The organism is Thiorhodococcus drewsii AZ1 (genome assembly GCF_000224065.1).
Lineage (GTDB): Bacteria > Pseudomonadota > Gammaproteobacteria > Chromatiales > Chromatiaceae > Imhoffiella > Imhoffiella drewsii.
On sequence record NZ_AFWT01000013.1, the window covers coordinates 58,537 to 74,407 of the forward strand.

Annotated in this window: 16 protein-coding genes; 13 read left to right on the forward strand and 3 right to left on the reverse strand. The window is 63.9% G+C overall.

Annotation, left to right across the window (positions count from 1 at the left end; all coding sequences use genetic code 11):
• Nucleotides 1-34: 34 nt before the first annotated feature.
• Complete coding sequence (locus THIDRDRAFT_RS10615; protein ID WP_007040838.1) at nucleotides 35-1,999, reverse strand: hydantoinase/oxoprolinase family protein; 1,965 nt, start codon at nucleotides 1,997-1,999, stop codon at nucleotides 35-37.
• Complete coding sequence (locus THIDRDRAFT_RS10620) at nucleotides 1,996-2,322, reverse strand: hypothetical protein (RefSeq protein ID WP_007040839.1); 327 nt, start codon at nucleotides 2,320-2,322, stop codon at nucleotides 1,996-1,998. Before THIDRDRAFT_RS10620 ends, THIDRDRAFT_RS10615 begins: the two co-directional genes overlap by 4 nt.
• 197 nt (nucleotides 2,323-2,519) lie before the next feature.
• On the opposite strand from THIDRDRAFT_RS10620, the gene hemF reads away from it, so the two are divergent.
• Both hemF and THIDRDRAFT_RS10630 read left to right on the forward strand, forming a co-directional pair.
• Complete coding sequence (hemF, locus tag THIDRDRAFT_RS10625) at nucleotides 2,520-3,473, forward strand: oxygen-dependent coproporphyrinogen oxidase (protein WP_007040840.1); 954 nt, start codon at nucleotides 2,520-2,522, stop codon at nucleotides 3,471-3,473.
• Nucleotides 3,474-3,643: 170 nt separating this feature from the next.
• A complete protein-coding gene (locus THIDRDRAFT_RS10630; RefSeq protein WP_007040841.1) occupies nucleotides 3,644-4,741 on the forward strand; it encodes a TIGR00341 family protein in 1,098 nt (365 codons plus the stop codon).
• Here the strand turns inward: THIDRDRAFT_RS10630 and THIDRDRAFT_RS10635 are convergent.
• On the reverse strand, nucleotides 4,710-5,069 hold the full coding sequence (locus THIDRDRAFT_RS10635; RefSeq protein ID WP_007040842.1) for a thioredoxin family protein: 360 nt from the start codon (nucleotides 5,067-5,069) through the stop codon (nucleotides 4,710-4,712). The two genes, THIDRDRAFT_RS10630 and THIDRDRAFT_RS10635, sit on opposite strands and share 32 nt — an antisense overlap.
• Nucleotides 5,070-5,218: 149 nt before the next feature.
• Here THIDRDRAFT_RS10635 and hemB point away from each other — a divergent pair, with 149 nt between their 5' ends.
• From hemB to THIDRDRAFT_RS10690, 11 genes are all read left to right on the forward strand, one after another.
• A complete protein-coding gene (gene hemB, locus THIDRDRAFT_RS10640; protein WP_007040843.1) occupies nucleotides 5,219-6,232 on the forward strand; it encodes a porphobilinogen synthase in 1,014 nt (337 codons plus the stop codon).
• A gap of 96 nt (nucleotides 6,233-6,328) precedes the next feature.
• Nucleotides 6,329-7,150 carry a shikimate dehydrogenase gene (gene aroE, locus THIDRDRAFT_RS10645; protein WP_007040844.1) on the forward strand — a complete coding sequence of 274 codons (822 nt, stop codon included), beginning with the start codon at nucleotides 6,329-6,331 and terminating at the stop codon, nucleotides 7,148-7,150.
• Between the two features lie 102 nt (nucleotides 7,151-7,252).
• Nucleotides 7,253-8,122, forward strand: coding sequence for an NAD(P)-dependent oxidoreductase (locus THIDRDRAFT_RS10650; RefSeq protein WP_007040845.1), 870 nt, complete (start codon nucleotides 7,253-7,255; stop codon nucleotides 8,120-8,122).
• A gap of 222 nt (nucleotides 8,123-8,344) precedes the next feature.
• Entirely contained in the window at nucleotides 8,345-8,680 is a 336-nt protein-coding gene (locus tag THIDRDRAFT_RS10655; protein ID WP_007040846.1) for a FeoA family protein, read from the forward strand.
• The gene (locus tag THIDRDRAFT_RS10660; protein WP_007040847.1) at nucleotides 8,677-8,904 is read left to right on the forward strand and encodes a FeoA family protein; all 228 of its coding nucleotides are present in this window, start codon (nucleotides 8,677-8,679) and stop codon (nucleotides 8,902-8,904) included. The genes THIDRDRAFT_RS10655 and THIDRDRAFT_RS10660 overlap by 4 nt, the downstream gene beginning before the upstream one ends.
• Before the next feature lie 2 nt (nucleotides 8,905-8,906).
• A complete protein-coding gene (gene feoB, locus THIDRDRAFT_RS10665; RefSeq protein ID WP_007040848.1) occupies nucleotides 8,907-11,273 on the forward strand; it encodes a Fe(2+) transporter permease subunit FeoB in 2,367 nt (788 codons plus the stop codon).
• Nucleotides 11,274-11,282: 9 nt separating this feature from the next.
• Nucleotides 11,283-11,501 carry a FeoC-like transcriptional regulator gene (locus tag THIDRDRAFT_RS10670; protein WP_007040849.1) on the forward strand — a complete coding sequence of 73 codons (219 nt, stop codon included), beginning with the start codon at nucleotides 11,283-11,285 and terminating at the stop codon, nucleotides 11,499-11,501.
• Nucleotides 11,502-11,776: 275 nt separating this feature from the next.
• Nucleotides 11,777-12,628 (forward strand): ABC transporter ATP-binding protein, encoded by an 852-nt coding sequence (locus THIDRDRAFT_RS10675; protein WP_245535820.1) that lies wholly within the window; start codon nucleotides 11,777-11,779, stop codon nucleotides 12,626-12,628.
• Nucleotides 12,625-13,362, forward strand: a complete 738-nt coding sequence (locus tag THIDRDRAFT_RS10680) for an ABC transporter permease (protein ID WP_007040851.1) — start codon at nucleotides 12,625-12,627, stop codon at nucleotides 13,360-13,362. The genes THIDRDRAFT_RS10675 and THIDRDRAFT_RS10680 overlap by 4 nt, the downstream gene beginning before the upstream one ends.
• Nucleotides 13,359-14,732, forward strand: coding sequence for a GldG family protein (locus tag THIDRDRAFT_RS10685; RefSeq protein ID WP_007040852.1), 1,374 nt, complete (start codon nucleotides 13,359-13,361; stop codon nucleotides 14,730-14,732). The genes THIDRDRAFT_RS10680 and THIDRDRAFT_RS10685 overlap by 4 nt, the downstream gene beginning before the upstream one ends.
• Nucleotides 14,729-15,865: a hypothetical protein gene (locus tag THIDRDRAFT_RS10690; protein ID WP_007040853.1), complete on the forward strand. Its 1,137-nt coding sequence runs from the start codon at nucleotides 14,729-14,731 to the stop codon at nucleotides 15,863-15,865. The genes THIDRDRAFT_RS10685 and THIDRDRAFT_RS10690 overlap by 4 nt, the downstream gene beginning before the upstream one ends.
• Nucleotides 15,866-15,871 lie beyond the last annotated feature (6 nt).

The window sequence follows — 15,871 nt, forward strand, 5'->3', positions numbered from 1 at the left end:
CGAAATCAGCCCCTTTCTCCCCGGTCAACCGCACTCATCGCGGCAACAACTCCAGAATCAGGTTGCCGACGCCATCGCGTCGCGCGATCCATCCGGGCGCGAGCCAGGTCGTCGAAACCGCGTCCGTGATGACCGCCGGCCCGACACAGCCATCGCCCGAGAGCGATTCGCGCGCCAGAACCGGAACCGGTGCCTCGCAACCATGGACCTGGAGCCAGCGGTTCGGCGCCACGGGATTTGCGTGACCTGCCTCGGGCAAGCGTGAAAGCGGAGCGGTGGCCCGCACCCTCACGCGCAGATTGACCAGCTCGACCGAGAGCTCGAGACGGTGCCCATAGCGCACGGCGTGGGCGCGATGGAAATCCTCGATCGCCGCATCCACCGAACTCCAGGGACGATTGAGGGTGTGGGACTGGCCGCGATAGCGTAGATCCAGCGAGGTCTCGACACGCATACCGTCGAGCGACACCCCTTCCTCGGCCAGCTCGGCGCGTCCGGCATCGATCAAGGTCATGAACGCCGACTCGATCTCGGCATCGGTCATTGCGTCCAGACGCCCGAGCCAGGTCCGCGTCAGGGTCCGGCCGGCCGGGGCCGCGAGCATGCCGAGCGCCGACAGCACTCCCGCGTGCACCGGAACCAGGGCATGGCGCATCCCCAGCGCCTCGGCCAGGGCGCAGACATGCAGCCCGCCGGCACCGCCGAACGAGGTCAACACGAAGTCGCGCGGATCCAGTCCACGCTGAACCGAGATGACGCGCAGCGCGCGTGCCATGTGCTCGTTGGCGATACGCAGAATCCCGAGCGCGGCCTCCTCGACCCCAAGCCCCAGCTCGCCGGCCAGATGCCCGACAGCAGACCGTGCCGCCTCGACGTCGAGCCGCATCCGGCCGCCCAGGAAACCCTCCGGATCCAAGCGGCCCAAGACCAGATTGGCGTCGGTCACGGTCGGGCTCGACCCGCCCCGTCCATAGCAGGCTGGACCCGGCTCGGCGCCCGCCGATTCCGGGCCGACCAGCAGCAATCCACCCGCATCCACCTGCGCGATGGAGCCGCCTCCGGCACCGATGGTATGCATATCCACCATCGGTAGCGCGACCGGAAAGCCGGCGATACGACCGGCGGTGGTGAGCCTGGGCTCGCCGTCGATGAGAGCGACGTCGGTCGAAGTTCCGCCCATGTCGAAGCTCAACAGACGACGCGCGGTACCGTCGCTCGCGGCGACGAAAGCGGCGCCGGCCAGCCCGCCGGCCGGACCCGACAGCAGCAGCCGAGCCGCATGGCGGGCGATCTGATCGGCGACGACCGCCTCGCCGCTGCTCTGCATCACCGAGATCCGGGCACCCGGCAGACCGGCCCCAAGCCGATCGAGATAGCGTGCGACGATGGGACCGACCCAGGCGTTGAGCCAGGTCGTGATGCCACGCTCGTACTCGCCGATCAGCGGCAACACCTCGGAAGAACGCGACACGAATAGATCGTCCGGCAGGGCATCGGCCAATGCGCGCTCGGCGCTGTCGTCCAGATAGGAGAAGAGCAGATTGATGGCGACCGCCTCGGGCGCCAACCGCTCGACCTCGGCGCGAACATGATCGAGATCCGATTCGGTCAGTGGTTCGACCCAATGCCCGTCGGCCGCTAGCCGTCCGCCAGTTTCGACGCAGAGTTCGCGCGGAACCGGTGGACAACGCGGTGGCGGCTGGAGATCGTAGAGATCCGCGCGTGCCTGACGACCGATGGAAAGCACATCGCTGAATCCGCGATTGGTGACATAAAGCGTCCGTACCCCCTTGCCCTCAAGTACCGCATTGGTCGCCACCGTGCTGCCATGAACGACCCGCAGACCGGCCGGATCCAGACCCAGCTCGGAGATGCCCTGAAGGATGGCGCGCTCCGGCGCGTCGGGGGTGGATAGAACCTTGTGGATACGGACCTCGCCCGCGCGCCAGAGCACGAAGTCGGTAAAGGTCCCGCCGGTGTCGATGCCAATCAACGTCATGGGCGATCTGTCTCGTCTGTGGGTGCCGCCGGAACCAGATCGAGTTCGCCGATCGGCGTCGCTCGCGTGCCGTTCCAGGGCCTGGGATGGGTCTCGACCGCCAGCCAGGCCTGGAGCCGATTGCTCCGATAAGGCGAAAAGCGGTGCCCCGACTGACCAAGCGACAGGGTACACCGGGTCTGACTCCAGTCCCAAGGTGTCGCCACGTTGCGGTGGATCAGCATCAGACTCACGACCAGACGGGCGAAACCGCGTGAGGCTCCGCGCATCAGATCCATCTGCCACACCCGCTCGGAGGCCACCACATCCCCCTGAGCGAACATGAGATCATCCCGCTGACCCTTACCCGGGCCTACCAATAGAGCCAGCCCGCTCCCAGGGAGCATCAGGTGAGGGTGGAGCCGAGTAGACGACCCCAACGTCTGAATGGATTCAACGGGATCAATTCGAGGCGATTCATACCGACATGGAATTCGCAGCCATCATCGCACGATTCACCGCACCGCGAGGAGACACGCCAATGCCATCCGCACCCGACATCCAAGCCGTCCGACAGTATCTGCTGGAGCTTCAGGACCGGATTACCGAGACTCTGCGCGAAACCGATGGCGGCGCCGGCTTCCGCCAGGACGCCTGGGAGCGCCCGAACGGCGGGGGCGGGCGTACCCGCATCATGGAAGGCGGCCTGGTGTTCGAGCAATGCTGCGTCAATTTCTCGCACGTCTTCGGCAGCGCCCTGCCGGCCTCGGCAAGCGCCCAGCGGCCCGAGTTGGCCGGACGCGGCTTTCAGGCCATGGGTGTCTCGCTCGTCTCGCACCCGCTGAATCCCTATGTGCCCTCGTCCCATCTCAACGTGCGCTTCTTCATCGCCGAGAAGGATGGTGCCGAGCCCATCTGGTGGTTCGGCGGCGGATTCGACCTCACCCCCTATTACGGCTTCATGGAGGACGTTATCCACTGGCATCGTAACGCCCAAGAGGCCTGCCTCGGTTTCGGCGACGATCTCTATCCCCGCCTCAAGCGCTGGTGCGACGACTATTTCTTCATCAAGCACCGCAACGAGCCACGCGGCGTGGGTGGGCTCTTTTTCGACGACTTCGATCAGGGCGGATTCGACAATGCCTTCGGTCTGATGCGCAGCGTCGGCGATCGCTATCTGAGCGGTTATCTCCCCATCGTCGAGCGCCGCTGGGCCACGACCTACGGCGACCGCGAACGGGCCTTCCAGAAATACCGCCGTGGCCGCTATGTCGAATTCAACCTGGTCCAAGATCGTGGCACCCTGTTCGGGCTTCAGTCCGGCGGGCGCACCGAATCCATCCTCGCCTCCATGCCGCCCGAGGTGAGCTGGCGCTACGACTACCAGCCCGAGCCGGGAACCCCCGAGGCCGAGCTGTACGCGCGTTTTCTGGTGGTTCGGGACTGGCTTGGGGAGTGCGGCCAAGACGCCGACGATCGATATCGCCAAGGGTGAGCACAACAAGGGCATTCCAATGTCCAGCCAAGCTGGCTCGCCATAGAGGAGACGACCATGTCATCATCGGTTTTCAACCGCACGAGAACGATCGCTCCTAGAGGCGCCTCGATCAGGCCTCGTCCGTGCGCCACTAGATCAGAATCAAAAAAGCGGCGGGGGAATGGGGCATGAAATATGTCGAGGTGATCGCAAACGCCGGCAGCGCGGACACAATCGCGGAGGCGGCGGCCAAGGTCAAGGCGCTGGACTTCAGGCTCGGGCTGGTCGGCACGGACGGCATGCAAACCATGCGCATGCTGGTCAGCGACGACAAGGTCCAACGCGTCCTGGATCTGGTGCAGAGCGTCCTCGGTGCCCAGCCCTCCGCCCGCATCCTGGTCCTCGCGGTCGAGACCGTCGTGCCTCCACCCAACGAGGAACACCGCAAACAGGAGGATTCGGCCACGGCAGCGCGCGAGGCGCTGTATGAGGGCATGGAGAAGAGTGCCCGCCTCGGGCCGAATTACCTGATTCTGGTCACCCTCTCGACCATCGTCGCGGCCATCGGTCTGATCGAGAACAACGTCGCCGTGCTCATCGGCGCCATGGTGATCGCCCCCTTGCTGGGTCCGAATCTCGCGCTCAGTCTGGGAACGGCACTGGGCGACATCGGGCTCATGAAGAAGGCGGTGTGGACACTCTTGGTCGGCATCCTCACCGCAGTCGCGCTGTCCGCGATCCTCGCCTATTTCTGGCCGAACGCACTGACGAGTCAGGAGGTTCTGGCGAGGACGACCGCCGGATTGGACTCGGTCGCACTGGCGCTCGCCTCGGGCGCGGCGGCGGCACTCTCGCTGACCACGGGTTTGTCGAGCGTGCTGGTCGGGGTCATGGTCGCCGTGGCCCTACTCCCGCCCGCAGCGACACTGGGACTCATGCTCGGTGACGGCCGTTTCGATTTGGCCACCGGCGCCGGACTCCTGTTGGCGGTCAACATCGTCTGCGTGAATCTGTCCAGCAAGCTCGTCTTCGTCGTCAAGGGCATCAGCCCGCGTAAATGGATGGAGAAGCAGAAGGCGAAACGCGCCATGGTGATCTACGCATTGGTCTGGATACTGACCTTGCTGGCGCTCATCCTCATCATCATGGAGCGCGACAGACTCATGCCCACGAATATCGAGAAGCAACTGCAGGACAGACTCGGTATCTCGATGATCGTGCACCCGATGACGCTGTCATCGGCCGAGTTCGCCCTCAGCCCAGGTGCTCCAGCAACCAGGCGTTGATCTGATGGCGCGAGCGAGCGCCGCTGAAGCGCCCCTGTTCCTCGCCCAGATGAAAGAGAATGACGGTCGGGAAGCCGCGCACCCGGTAATGTCCAGCCAGACGCATGTTCTCACCCTCGTCGACCTCCAGCTTGGCCAGCCGGATTTCACCCTCACGCTCCTCGATCACGCGTTCGAGATGCGGCGACAAGGCATGACAGGGGCCGCACCAATCCGCCCAGAAATCGACCAGAATCGGCGTTTGCCGCGAGGCATCCACCACCTGCTCCTGGAACTGCTCGTAATGGGTCTCGAAAACGAAGGTGTTGGGGTACGACGGCATCCGCATGACAGCTATCCTGTGAGGGTCGAGATCCCGAGTGTAGTCTGAAAGACCAGGCATACTGGAGCCCTGGAAGCGCCAGCGCTATGATGAACGCGTTATAGCGCCGGGATGGTCCCGACGCGTCGGACCCGCCCCAGAGGCAGTAAAGATCCATGGCTGACCTTGATACTCCCCGTTCCGCCTTTCCCGTCACCCGTATGCGCCGGATGCGCCGAGACGATTTCTCGCGGCGCATGATGCGCGAAAACACACTGACCCCGGACGATCTCATCTATCCAGTCTTTGTCCTCGACGGCTCCGGCGAACGCGAGCCGGTCGAGTCCATGCCTGGCGTCGAGCGCCTGAGCATCGACCTGCTGGTGGAAGAGGCGCGCGAGGTTCATCGACTGGGGATTCCGGTGATGGCACTGTTCCCGGTCACGCCAACAGCGGCCAAATCGCTCGACGCCCGCGAGGCCTACAATCCGGACGGGATCGCACAGCGTGCCGTGCGCGCGCTCAAGGATGCCGTGCCCGAACTGGGTATCATGACCGACGTCGCGCTCGACCCCTTCACCACCCACGGTCAGGACGGTCTGATCGACGAAGAGGGCTACGTGATGAACGAGCCCACGGTCGAGGTCCTGGTGCGTCAAGCGGTCTCCCATGCCGAGGCCGGCGTCGACATCGTCGCCCCGTCCGACATGATGGACGGCCGCATCGGCGCGGTGCGCACCGCGCTCGAGGCCGGTGGTCACATCCACACCCGCATCATGGCCTATTCGGCCAAGTATGCCTCCAGCTACTACGGCCCCTTCCGCGACGCGCTCGGCACCGCCGGCAATCTGGGCAAGGGTAACAAGTACACCTACCAGATGGACCCAGCCAATTCCAACGAGGCGATCCACGAGGTCGCGCTGGATCTGGACGAAGGCGCCGACATGGTGATGGTCAAGCCCGGCATGCCCTATCTGGACATCGTGCGCCGGGTCAAGGACCAGTTCGGCGCGCCGACCTTCGTCTATCAGGTCAGCGGCGAGTACGCCATGCTCAAGGCCGCAAGCATGAACGGCTGGCTCGACGAAAAGGCCGTGGTGCTGGAGGCGATGGTCTCCATGAAACGCGCCGGAGCCGACGGTATCCTGACCTATTTCTCCAAGGATATCGCCCGCTGGCTGGCCGAATGACGCCATCCGAGGATGGGCGTTAACGCCCATCCTTCCAATCGAGAGGCCCGGATCCGGGCCTCTCGCCCCCCGCAGAATCAAAAACGAGGCATCTCGATGCCCGATCGTTACGCCGTCATCGGCAATCCCATCGCTCACAGCAAATCGCCCGCCATTCATGCCGCCTTTGCGGAGCAGACTGGGCAGGACATCCACTACGGCCGGCTGCTGGGCGCACTCGACGACTTCGCGACCGACGTCCGACGCTTCTTCGACGAAGGCGGACGCGGTCTCAATGTCACGGTGCCGTTCAAGGAACAGGCCTGGGATCTGGCCGACGAGCGCAGCCCGCGCGCGGAACTCGCCGGAGCCGTCAACACCCTGATCCGCATCGGCGATTCGGGTATTCGCGGCGACAACACCGACGGAGTCGGACTCATCCGCGATCTGAGCATCAATCATGGCTTTGATTTCAAGGACACATCCGTGCTGCTGCTCGGTGCTGGCGGCGCATCGCGCGGCGTGCTGCTGCCGCTGCTCGAAAGCGGTCTCGGCCGACTGCTGATCGCCAATCGCACGGCCGCCAAAGCCCACCAACTGGCCGAACTCGGCGCCAAACTCGGTCCTGTCGAGGGGTGTGGCCTCGACCAGCTTGCGGGCGAACGTTTCGACCTCATCATCAATGCGACATCCGCCGGTCTGAGCAACGCGGTCCCACCCATCCCGGACGACTGTCTTGCATCCGGCGGCTGGACCTACGACATGCTCTATGGAGACACGCCAACGGCCTTCTGCCGCTGGGGCGCGGAGCACGGGGCCAAACGCACCCCGGATGGACTCGGCATGCTGGTCGAGCAGGCCGCCGAATCCTTTTTCCTCTGGCGTGGTATCCGCCCGGAAACGACGAACGTCATTAAAGGGTTACGCCAAACGCGTTAGCATTTCGCGCAGGGACCAGGACGTCGCCGACAGCATTCCACCGACCAGACGACGAATTCGACATCGGTCACTGGAGGCCGCAAACACACAGGAGTCCATGCGATGAGAACCGCCGTATTGGGAATGGGGCTATTGGGATCCGAAATCGCGCTGCGGCTCAAACGTCAGGGGCGGGAGGTCCTCTGCTGGAACCGTGGACAAAAAGGCGCCGAGGCGGCCCGTCGCCGTGGTCTGATGCTCGTCGATCGGCCGGAGTTGGCAATCACCGGAACCGATTTGACCCTCCTCTTGTTGAGCGATGCCGAAGCCATCCGCAGCACGCTCTTCGTCGGCACAGAGGCCGATCAACTCCACGGACGTCTGATCGTCCAGATGGGAACCATCTCGCCGCGCGAGAGCCGCGACATCGGCGCGCACCTTGCCAGTCTGGGTGCCGAATATATGGAGGCACCGGTGCTCGGCAGCCTGCCGGAGGCGCGCGAGGGTAACCTGATCCTCATGGCCGGCGGCGACCCGGACCTCTTCGAGCAGTGCGAGCCCGTCTTCAAGGACCTAAGCCGCGACCCGCAACGGATCGGCGATCTGGGGCAGGGCGCCGCCATGAAGCTGGCGATGAATCAACTGATTGCCGGCCTGACCGTGACCTTCTCGCTCAGTCTCGCGCTCGTGCGCCAGGAGAATATCGATGTCGAGCAGTTCATGAGACTGCTGCGCACGAGCGTGCTCTACGCCAAGACCTTCGACAAGAAGCTCGACAAATACCTGAACCACGACTACCGCTCCGCCAACTTCACACTCAAACATCTGCACAAGGACGTCCGGCTCTTCGGCCAGGTCGCTAAAGAGAACAAACTCGACACCCGCCTGACCTCCGCCATCGAATCCGCCTGCATCCAAGCCGAGGAACTGGGATGCGAGGACCTGGACTACTCGGCCCTCTACGAGGCAATCTGCAATCCGAGCGCGGATTGACAGGTCAAGCCGACGACATATCCGCCTCCAATCTCCCTCTTGATCGGCCCGCACCCGCAGGCCCCTGCTCTCAATGCCCCTGACGCACCGTCGCTCCTAATACCCCCGTGGGAGCGACCCATCAACCACGCTAACTTATTGAGTAGTATTTGCATTTGCGTATGGCGCATTATATAATAAGAATCCTTCTTGTTTACATTAGGTCCACGATGCGCCGCCCCCATGAGTCAATCCATCGCTCTCCACATCAATGACCTCGACACGGATGTATCGAGAGACACCCTAACCACTCCGAGTAGCCCTGCCCGAACCGATGTCGACAAACCGTTCCCGCTGATGATGGCGAGCGACGGGGAACAAGTGCGGATTCAGTCGCTGTTGGGCGGCAAGGGCTTGGTCATGCGCCTGACCGAATTGGGTCTGAATCAGGGAACCGAACTGCGGATCATCCAGCGCCAGGGCGGCGGGCTGGTCGTTGCGCGAGGCGAAATCCGCATCGCGCTCGGCGGAGGAATGGCGACGAAAATCCTTGTGACAGCGATCGGTGGACAACGATGACACTTCAAGAATTCACGGTTGGCGACACTGGTCGCGTTCTCGGCTTTCAGGCCGGCGGGGGCGCCTATCGACGCAAGCTCCTCTCCATGGGCATCACCCCGGGCGTAACGCTGGAGGTGATGCGGGTCGCGCCGCTGGGCGATCCGCTCGAGATCCGGGTGCGAGGAACCTCGGTCAGCCTACGGCGCACTGAGGCCGCCGTCCTGCAAATGGAGCGAATCTGACGATGAAGAGCAGCTATACGATCGGCGTCGTCGGCAACCCCAACTGCGGTAAGACGACCCTTTTCAATGCCCTGACCGGCTCCAAACAGCGCGTTGGCAACTGGCCGGGCGTGACGGTGGAGCGCAAGATCGGCCGCTATCGGTTCGGCGATGCCGACTTCGAACTGGTCGACCTGCCCGGAACCTACTCGCTGGACGTATCCGACCACGCGGTCTCGCTCGATGAGCGGATCGCTCGGGACTTCGTCCATGCCCGCGAGGCGGATCTGATCCTGAACATCCTGGATGCGGCGAATCTGGAGCGTAACCTCTATCTCACGACCCAGTTGATCGAGATGGGTCGACCCATCGTCGTCGCGCTCAACATGATGGACGTCGCCGAAGAGCGCGGTCAGACACTTGATGTCGAACGGCTCTCGAGCCGACTCGGCTGTCCCGTCGTTCCGGTGGTCGCGGCCAACGGCAAGGGGATCAAAGAGCTGCGCCAAACCCTATTGGACGCAGCGCAGGCGGTGACGAACGGCCAGTGGACGCTCCCCGCACCCGTGACCTACGGCCAGAAGCTGGAGGATGCGATCGCCGCGCTCGAATCCAGAGTCAAGCCGATCGCCGAGGCGCAGGGCGATCCGACGCGTTGGCTCGTCTCGCGCCTGATCGAAGGCGACGACCTCGCGATCCAGTTGGTCGGGGACAGGATCGAACGCGAGGAAATCTGCGCACTGCTCGGCGACGAAGCGGAGGATGCGGACATCCTCTTCGCAGACGGGCGCTACGGCTACGCCCATGAAGTGACTCAGTCCTGCGTAACCCAGACGGGGCAGGTCTCCAGAACGCTGTCGGATCGGCTGGACCGGGTGATGCTCAACCGCATGGTTGGCATCCCCATCTTCCTGTTCGTCATGTATCTGATGTTCATGTTCACCATCAACATTGGTGGTGCCTTCATCGACTTCTTCGACATCGCGGCCGGAACCATTTTCGTGGACGGCACCGCCGCCTTCCTGACCGCAGCCCGAGCGCCCGAATGGTTCGTCATCGGCGTCGCCAACGGGATTGGCGGCGGCATCCAGGTGGTCGCGACCTTCATTCCCATCATCGCCTTCCTCTATCTCTTCATGTCGGTCCTGGAGGATTCGGGCTACATGGCGCGAGCAGCCTTCGTCGTCGATCGCTTCATGCGCACCATCGGTCTGCCGGGCAAGTCCTTCGTACCGCTCCTGGTCGGGTTCGGCTGCAACGTGCCGGCCATCATGGCCGCGCGCACGCTGGAGAATCAGCGCGATCGCATCCTGACGGTCTTGATGGCACCCTTCATGTCCTGCGGCGCGCGACTGCCCGTCTACGCGCTCTTCGCCGCCGCATTCTTCGCGACCGGCGGTCAGAACATTGTCTTCGGGCTCTATCTGATCGGCATCGCGGCGGCCGTGCTGACCGGATTCATCCTCAAGCGCACCCTGCTCGAAGGACAGGCCGCGCCCTTCGTGATGGAGCTTCCGCCCTACCATCTGCCGACCATCAAGGGCGTCGTTCTGCGCACCTGGGATCGCACCAAGGGCTTCGTGGTCCGCGCAGGCCGAGTCATCGTACCCATGGTTCTGGTGATCAACGTGCTCAACAGTCTGGGAACCGACGGAACCTTCGGCAACGAGGACAGCGACCACTCCATGCTCGCGGAAATCGGACGCACGATCGCACCCGCCTTCGGACCCATGGGGCTGAACGAGGAGAACTGGCCAGCGACGGTCGGTATCTTCACCGGCATCCTGGCCAAGGAGGCGGTGGTGGGCACGCTCGACGCGACCTACTCGGCCCTGGGCGCTCAAGAGGAGACCCCGGAGGCAGAAGCGGGGGCAGTGGCCGAAGATACGCAGGAAGTCGCCTATGACATGTCCGCTGGCCTTTCGGAGGCTGTTTCGACCATTCCGGCGAACCTGAGCGACGCACTGGGCGGCTGGTCGGATCCGCTCGGACTCAACATCGGCGATGTCGATAATCAGGAACTCGCTGCCGAGGAGCAAGCGGTGACCACCACCACCTTCGGCGCCATGGCGGCTCGATTCGACGGAGCGGCCGGGGCCTTCGCCTATCTGCTCTTCATTCTGCTGTACGCGCCCTGCGTGGCGGCCATCGCGGCCATCTATCGCGAAACCTCGCCGGGTTGGACGCTGTTCGCGGCGGCCTGGACCACCGGACTCGGCTACGTCAGCGCGACCATCTTCTACCAGGCTGCGATCTTCTCGCGCGATCCGGCGAGTTCAGCAACCTGGATCGGTATCATGCTGGCGGTCTTCATCGGAAGCGTAGCGACGATGCGCTGGTGGTCGCGACGCGACCTCCAGAGCCGTGGCCTGGCGCATGAGACTGGTTGAGGTGCATTCATGATCGTTTCAGAACTCTCTCGCTATCTGCAAGACAACGGGCGGGCCGCACTGCGCGACCTATCGCATCGGTTCGACTCGGAGCCCGAGGCCCTGCGCGGAATGCTCCAGACACTGGAGCGTAAGGGGCGCATCCGTAAGCTTCCCTCCAACACGCCCTGTAGCGGCTGTTGCAGTTGCGACCCGGCCTCGATCGAAATCTACGAGTGGGTCGGTTGACGCCCTCGACCAGCAAGCGGGTGTCGCCTTATGCGACACCCAGGTCGAAATCGAAGCAGCCCTAATCATCGATCGAAATCCGATCGTCCCACGCGTATCGACTCGACTCGGCCAAGGACGGCCATTCACTCCAGTTCATCCAGCGCTATCTGGCACTCCCTTCCATCGGGTTTGGCAAGCGAGCTCGGACCGGTTATCTTCCCGTGCCCATGGACACCCTCGTTCGCGTCACCGATCTTTCCAGACGATTCGGAAGCCAGCAGGCACTTTCCGACGTGAACTTCTGCCTGGACACCGGAGAGGTGCTGGGCTTGCTCGGGCCGAACGGCGCCGGCAAGACCACCTGCCTGCGGATGCTGTCAGGGATGCTCGCGCCCACCCACGGCCGCATCGAGATCAAGGGCATCGACCTCTCCCGGCATCCACTGAAGGCGAAACGACTGCTGGGCTATCTGCCCGAGCGCCCTCCGCTCCATTCCGAACTACGCGTCGACGAATATCTGCACTTCTGCGCCCGGCTCCATCGCCTGCCGCGACGGCACATCCCGGAAGCGGTTGCCGAGGCGAAGCGTCGCTGTGGCCTGGACGACTGCGGGCATCGACTGATCGCCAAACTGTCCAAGGGATTTCGACAGCGACTCGGGATCGCCCAGGCCATCCTCCATCGCCCAAAGCTGCTGATCCTGGACGAACCGACCGAAGGACTGGATCCCTTTCAGATGCGTGAGTTGCGCACCCTCATCCGCAACCTGGCCCAGGAATGCGGGGTGATCCTCTCCAGTCACCTGCTCGCCGAGGTGCAGGCCGTTTGCGACCGGGCGATCATCATGCACCAGGGCCGCATCCAGTTCGACGCCAGCCTCTACTCGCCGCCCGGAAGCAACCAGTGGCGCGTTCGGCTCACGCCCACTTCGGACGCGAGTACGTTGCTGATCCTGCCGCACGTTTTGAGCGCCGAGGCGATCGGAGGCGACCGCTACCGAATCGCACTCGACGCGCTGGGCAACCCGTCCGACCTGTCGCGCTCCATCGTCATGGCCGGGCTCGGGCTGCTTGAATTCGTGCCCGAACACAGCGATCTGGAGCGGGTCTTCTTCGACCTGATCGGCGTGGAGGAGCGGACATGATCGGATCAATCGCCGGTCGCGAGGTCCGTAGCGGACTGGTCACGCCACTCTTATGGGTGCTGTTGGGTGCGGGACAGATCGTGCTCGCCTGGATCTATCTGAAGGTCATTGAGGATTTCACCGGTCTCTCGGCCGACGAGCGGGTGGCCAGCCTGACACAGGAACTCGCGCTCAATCTGTTCGGCTTTGCGGCCATCGTCGCCATGCTCGCCGCGCCCTTGCTCGCGATGCGGATGCTGAGCGCCGAATTCCGCGAAGGCAACTTCGAGCTGATCGGCGCATCGCCGGTTCGGCTGGGCGAGGCCGTCATCGGCAAGTTTCTGGGGTTGCTGTTGCTGATCACGCCGCTCTGCCTGCTGCCAGCGGTGAATCTGGTCATGCTGAGCGGCATCGCGGATCTGGATGTGGGCCATCTGGCCGCCGCGACGCTGGGGCTCTGGCTGGCCGCCGCCATGTTCTGCGCCATCGGACTCTATGGATCCAGTCTCACCACCCAGCCGGGTGCATCGGTCCTGATCGGATTCGGTCTGCTGCTGCTGCTCTCGGTGATCGGACGCGCCGAGTCCATCGGCAACCAGAGCGTGTCGCTGTTCGGCTGGCTATCCTGGAATGAGCATCTGTTCTGGTTCCTGCTCGGCGCCATACGGGCGAGCGACCTGGCCTATTTCGGGCTCTTCACAGTCTTCTTTCTCGCCCTGACGCACCGTCGGCTCGCCAACCTTCGTCTGCAATGAAGCAACTTACCCAACAGATCTGGAGTCGGCTGCAACGGCTGGAATGGGCACTGGCCGATCTGACCTTCGCCCTGCTGCTTCTGACGCTGACGATCGGATCCGGCTGGTTGGTCGCACGCCACGATCATTACTGGGACTGGACCCAGTCGGCCGTCAACAGCCTAACCACGCAGAGTCTGGCGATCCTGGAACGTCTGGACGGCCCGCTGCGCGTAACCGTCTTCTCGCCCGAGGAAACACCGCTCGGCAAGGCCATCGACCGTCTGCTGTCGCGCTACCGTCAGGCCCTGCCGGACATGCGGATCTCCTATCTAGATCCGCAGCTGTTCCCCGAGCGGGCGCGCGATGCCGAGATCACACTGGTCGGTCAGATCCTTCTCGAATATCAGGGACGGCGCGAGACGCTGAAGGAACTGAACGAACGGTCCATCTCGGGCGCGATCGCACGCCTCACCGAGACCCGCTCGCCCTGGGTCGCGGTGATCGAGGGACATGGCGAACGGTCCATCCAGGGCGGTAGCGGCACGGACCTGGGACGCCTGGGTCAGGAACTGCGGGAACAGGGCTTTCTCGCCCGCCCGCTGGATCTGGCGACCATCCCCGAGATCCCGCACAACACCCGTCTCGTGGTGCTCTCGGACCCAACCATCGCACTCTTTCCAGGCGAGATTGAGAGCCTGATGCGCTATCTGGATCGCGGAGGAAACCTCCTCTGGCTGATGGATCCAGGCCCGCTGAACGGACTCCAGCCATTGGCGTCCCAACTGGGGCTGTCCATCCTGCCCGGCGTGGTCGTCGATGCGGACGCCTCGATGATGGGCGTGGAGACGCCAGCCGTGGCCGTGATCGCAGACTATCCCTCGGATTCTCTCGCCGAGGGACTCAGCACGCCGGCACTTCTACCGGGCTGTCTGGCCTTCGAGGCCAAGGCCGCCCCAGGCTGGACGCTCTCGACCTTTCTCTCGACCGGCAGCCAGAGCTGGAACGAGACGGGCCAACTGGAAGGCAAGATCATTCGCGACGAGGTGGTCGGCGAGCAGGCCGGACCGCTCGCCGTGGTCCTGGGACTGACGCGCAATCTGCCCGGATCCGATCAGCAGCAACGGGTTCTGGTCGTCGGCGACGGCGACTTCCTGAGCAACGCCCAGATCGGCAGTCACGGCAATCGCGCGCTGGGAATGAGGCTCTTCCAGTGGCTGAGCGGTGACGAGCCTTTGCTCGAACTGCCGCCACCGCCTAAGGCGGCAGAGGCCCTGGAACTGACTTCGGCCGAGCGCATGCTGATCGGAGTCGGGTCTCTCATCCTTCTGCCTGGACTCTTCGTGGCCGCTGGATTCTCGATACGTTGGTATCGCTGGAGGGGACGATGAAGGGGCGCTGGCTGGTCAATTTCATCCTGACGCTTGCGGTGATCGCACTCGGGATTCGCGTCCATGACGAACTGACTCGGACCGAGTCCGGTTCCAGACTCACGGACCTGATCGCATCGAACCTTCAACTGATCGAGATCGCGCGCGACGGGGATCCGTTGATCCGACTCGGACGCAGCGGGTACGGCTGGCGGATGGAAGAGCCGCTGCAGATCGATGCCGAGCCGGCCCAGGTCGAGCGCCTGCTCGGACTCCTGTCGGCCCCCGTCTATCGGAGCTTCCCGGAGGACGCTGCCGCGCTCGGAGAGCTGGGACTGGACACGACACGACTGCGTCTGAGACTGGACACCCTGGAATTGGCCTTCGGCGGGATCGATCCGCTCGGACAACACCGATACGTCTCGGCCGATGGGATCGTGAGCCTCATCAACGATCAATTCTATCCCGCTCTGATCGCACCGGTGACCGCCTATGTGTCTCGCCGGTTGCTGCCGCACGGCTCCGCGCCCGTCTTCGGACGGATCGCCGGCATCCCTCTCGCGGCAAAGGCCCTGAGCAACTTGGAATCCTTGACCGCAGAGCGAGTGGAACCGCTGCCCGCCAGCTTCAACGGCATACCGGTGGAAGTGAAGGTCGAGAATGGCGACGCACTGAATTTCCTGGTCTCCCCGGACCTCAAACTCTGGGGCAGACCGGATCAGCATCTGCTCTATCTCATGAGATCGGCACCGGACCTACCCGAGAACCCGACAGCGGTCGATCCAGCCCCGGCGTCGCCCGAGGCACTGCCGGATGACTTCGGGCCAGAGGACGAGGTGCCGATCGATCCGGAGGAGATCTTCGCCCCGATTCAGGAGGAGGGCGATCCGGTGGTGCCCATGCCCAAATCCGAGGGACTCTACGCCCCGACCGCCGACCCGGACGCGATCGTTCCGGGCGACATCCAGCTCGGAGCCCCACCGGAGGTCCGGCTGACACCGCACGGAGAGGCTCCGCCGGTGGTGCGGCCCCGTTCGAGATCGCGCGGTCTCTCCTCGCCCGGCTCGGCAGCTGACTATGGTGTCGGACAGGATCCCTTCGCGCCCGACCCACAATTCGAGGAGCCTTCCGCTTCCGACCTGCGGGGACAGTAACCGATT

Coding starts and splice junctions, on each gene's coding strand:
- THIDRDRAFT_RS10615 (WP_007040838.1), bottom strand. CDS start 1,999: ATGACGTTGATTGGCATCGACACCGGCGGGACCTTTACCGACTTCGTG.
- THIDRDRAFT_RS10620 (WP_007040839.1), bottom strand. CDS start 2,322: ATGTTCGCTCAGGGGGATGTGGTGGCCTCCGAGCGGGTGTGGCAGATG.
- hemF (WP_007040840.1), top strand. CDS start 2,520: ATGCCATCCGCACCCGACATCCAAGCCGTCCGACAGTATCTGCTGGAG.
- THIDRDRAFT_RS10630 (WP_007040841.1), top strand. CDS start 3,644: ATGAAATATGTCGAGGTGATCGCAAACGCCGGCAGCGCGGACACAATC.
- THIDRDRAFT_RS10635 (WP_007040842.1), bottom strand. CDS start 5,069: ATGCGGATGCCGTCGTACCCCAACACCTTCGTTTTCGAGACCCATTAC.
- hemB (WP_007040843.1), top strand. CDS start 5,219: ATGGCTGACCTTGATACTCCCCGTTCCGCCTTTCCCGTCACCCGTATG.
- aroE (WP_007040844.1), top strand. CDS start 6,329: ATGCCCGATCGTTACGCCGTCATCGGCAATCCCATCGCTCACAGCAAA.
- THIDRDRAFT_RS10650 (WP_007040845.1), top strand. CDS start 7,253: ATGAGAACCGCCGTATTGGGAATGGGGCTATTGGGATCCGAAATCGCG.
- THIDRDRAFT_RS10655 (WP_007040846.1), top strand. CDS start 8,345: ATGAGTCAATCCATCGCTCTCCACATCAATGACCTCGACACGGATGTA.
- THIDRDRAFT_RS10660 (WP_007040847.1), top strand. CDS start 8,677: ATGACACTTCAAGAATTCACGGTTGGCGACACTGGTCGCGTTCTCGGC.
- feoB (WP_007040848.1), top strand. CDS start 8,907: ATGAAGAGCAGCTATACGATCGGCGTCGTCGGCAACCCCAACTGCGGT.
- THIDRDRAFT_RS10670 (WP_007040849.1), top strand. CDS start 11,283: ATGATCGTTTCAGAACTCTCTCGCTATCTGCAAGACAACGGGCGGGCC.
- THIDRDRAFT_RS10680 (WP_007040851.1), top strand. CDS start 12,625: ATGATCGGATCAATCGCCGGTCGCGAGGTCCGTAGCGGACTGGTCACG.
- THIDRDRAFT_RS10685 (WP_007040852.1), top strand. CDS start 13,359: ATGAAGCAACTTACCCAACAGATCTGGAGTCGGCTGCAACGGCTGGAA.
- THIDRDRAFT_RS10690 (WP_007040853.1), top strand. CDS start 14,729: ATGAAGGGGCGCTGGCTGGTCAATTTCATCCTGACGCTTGCGGTGATC.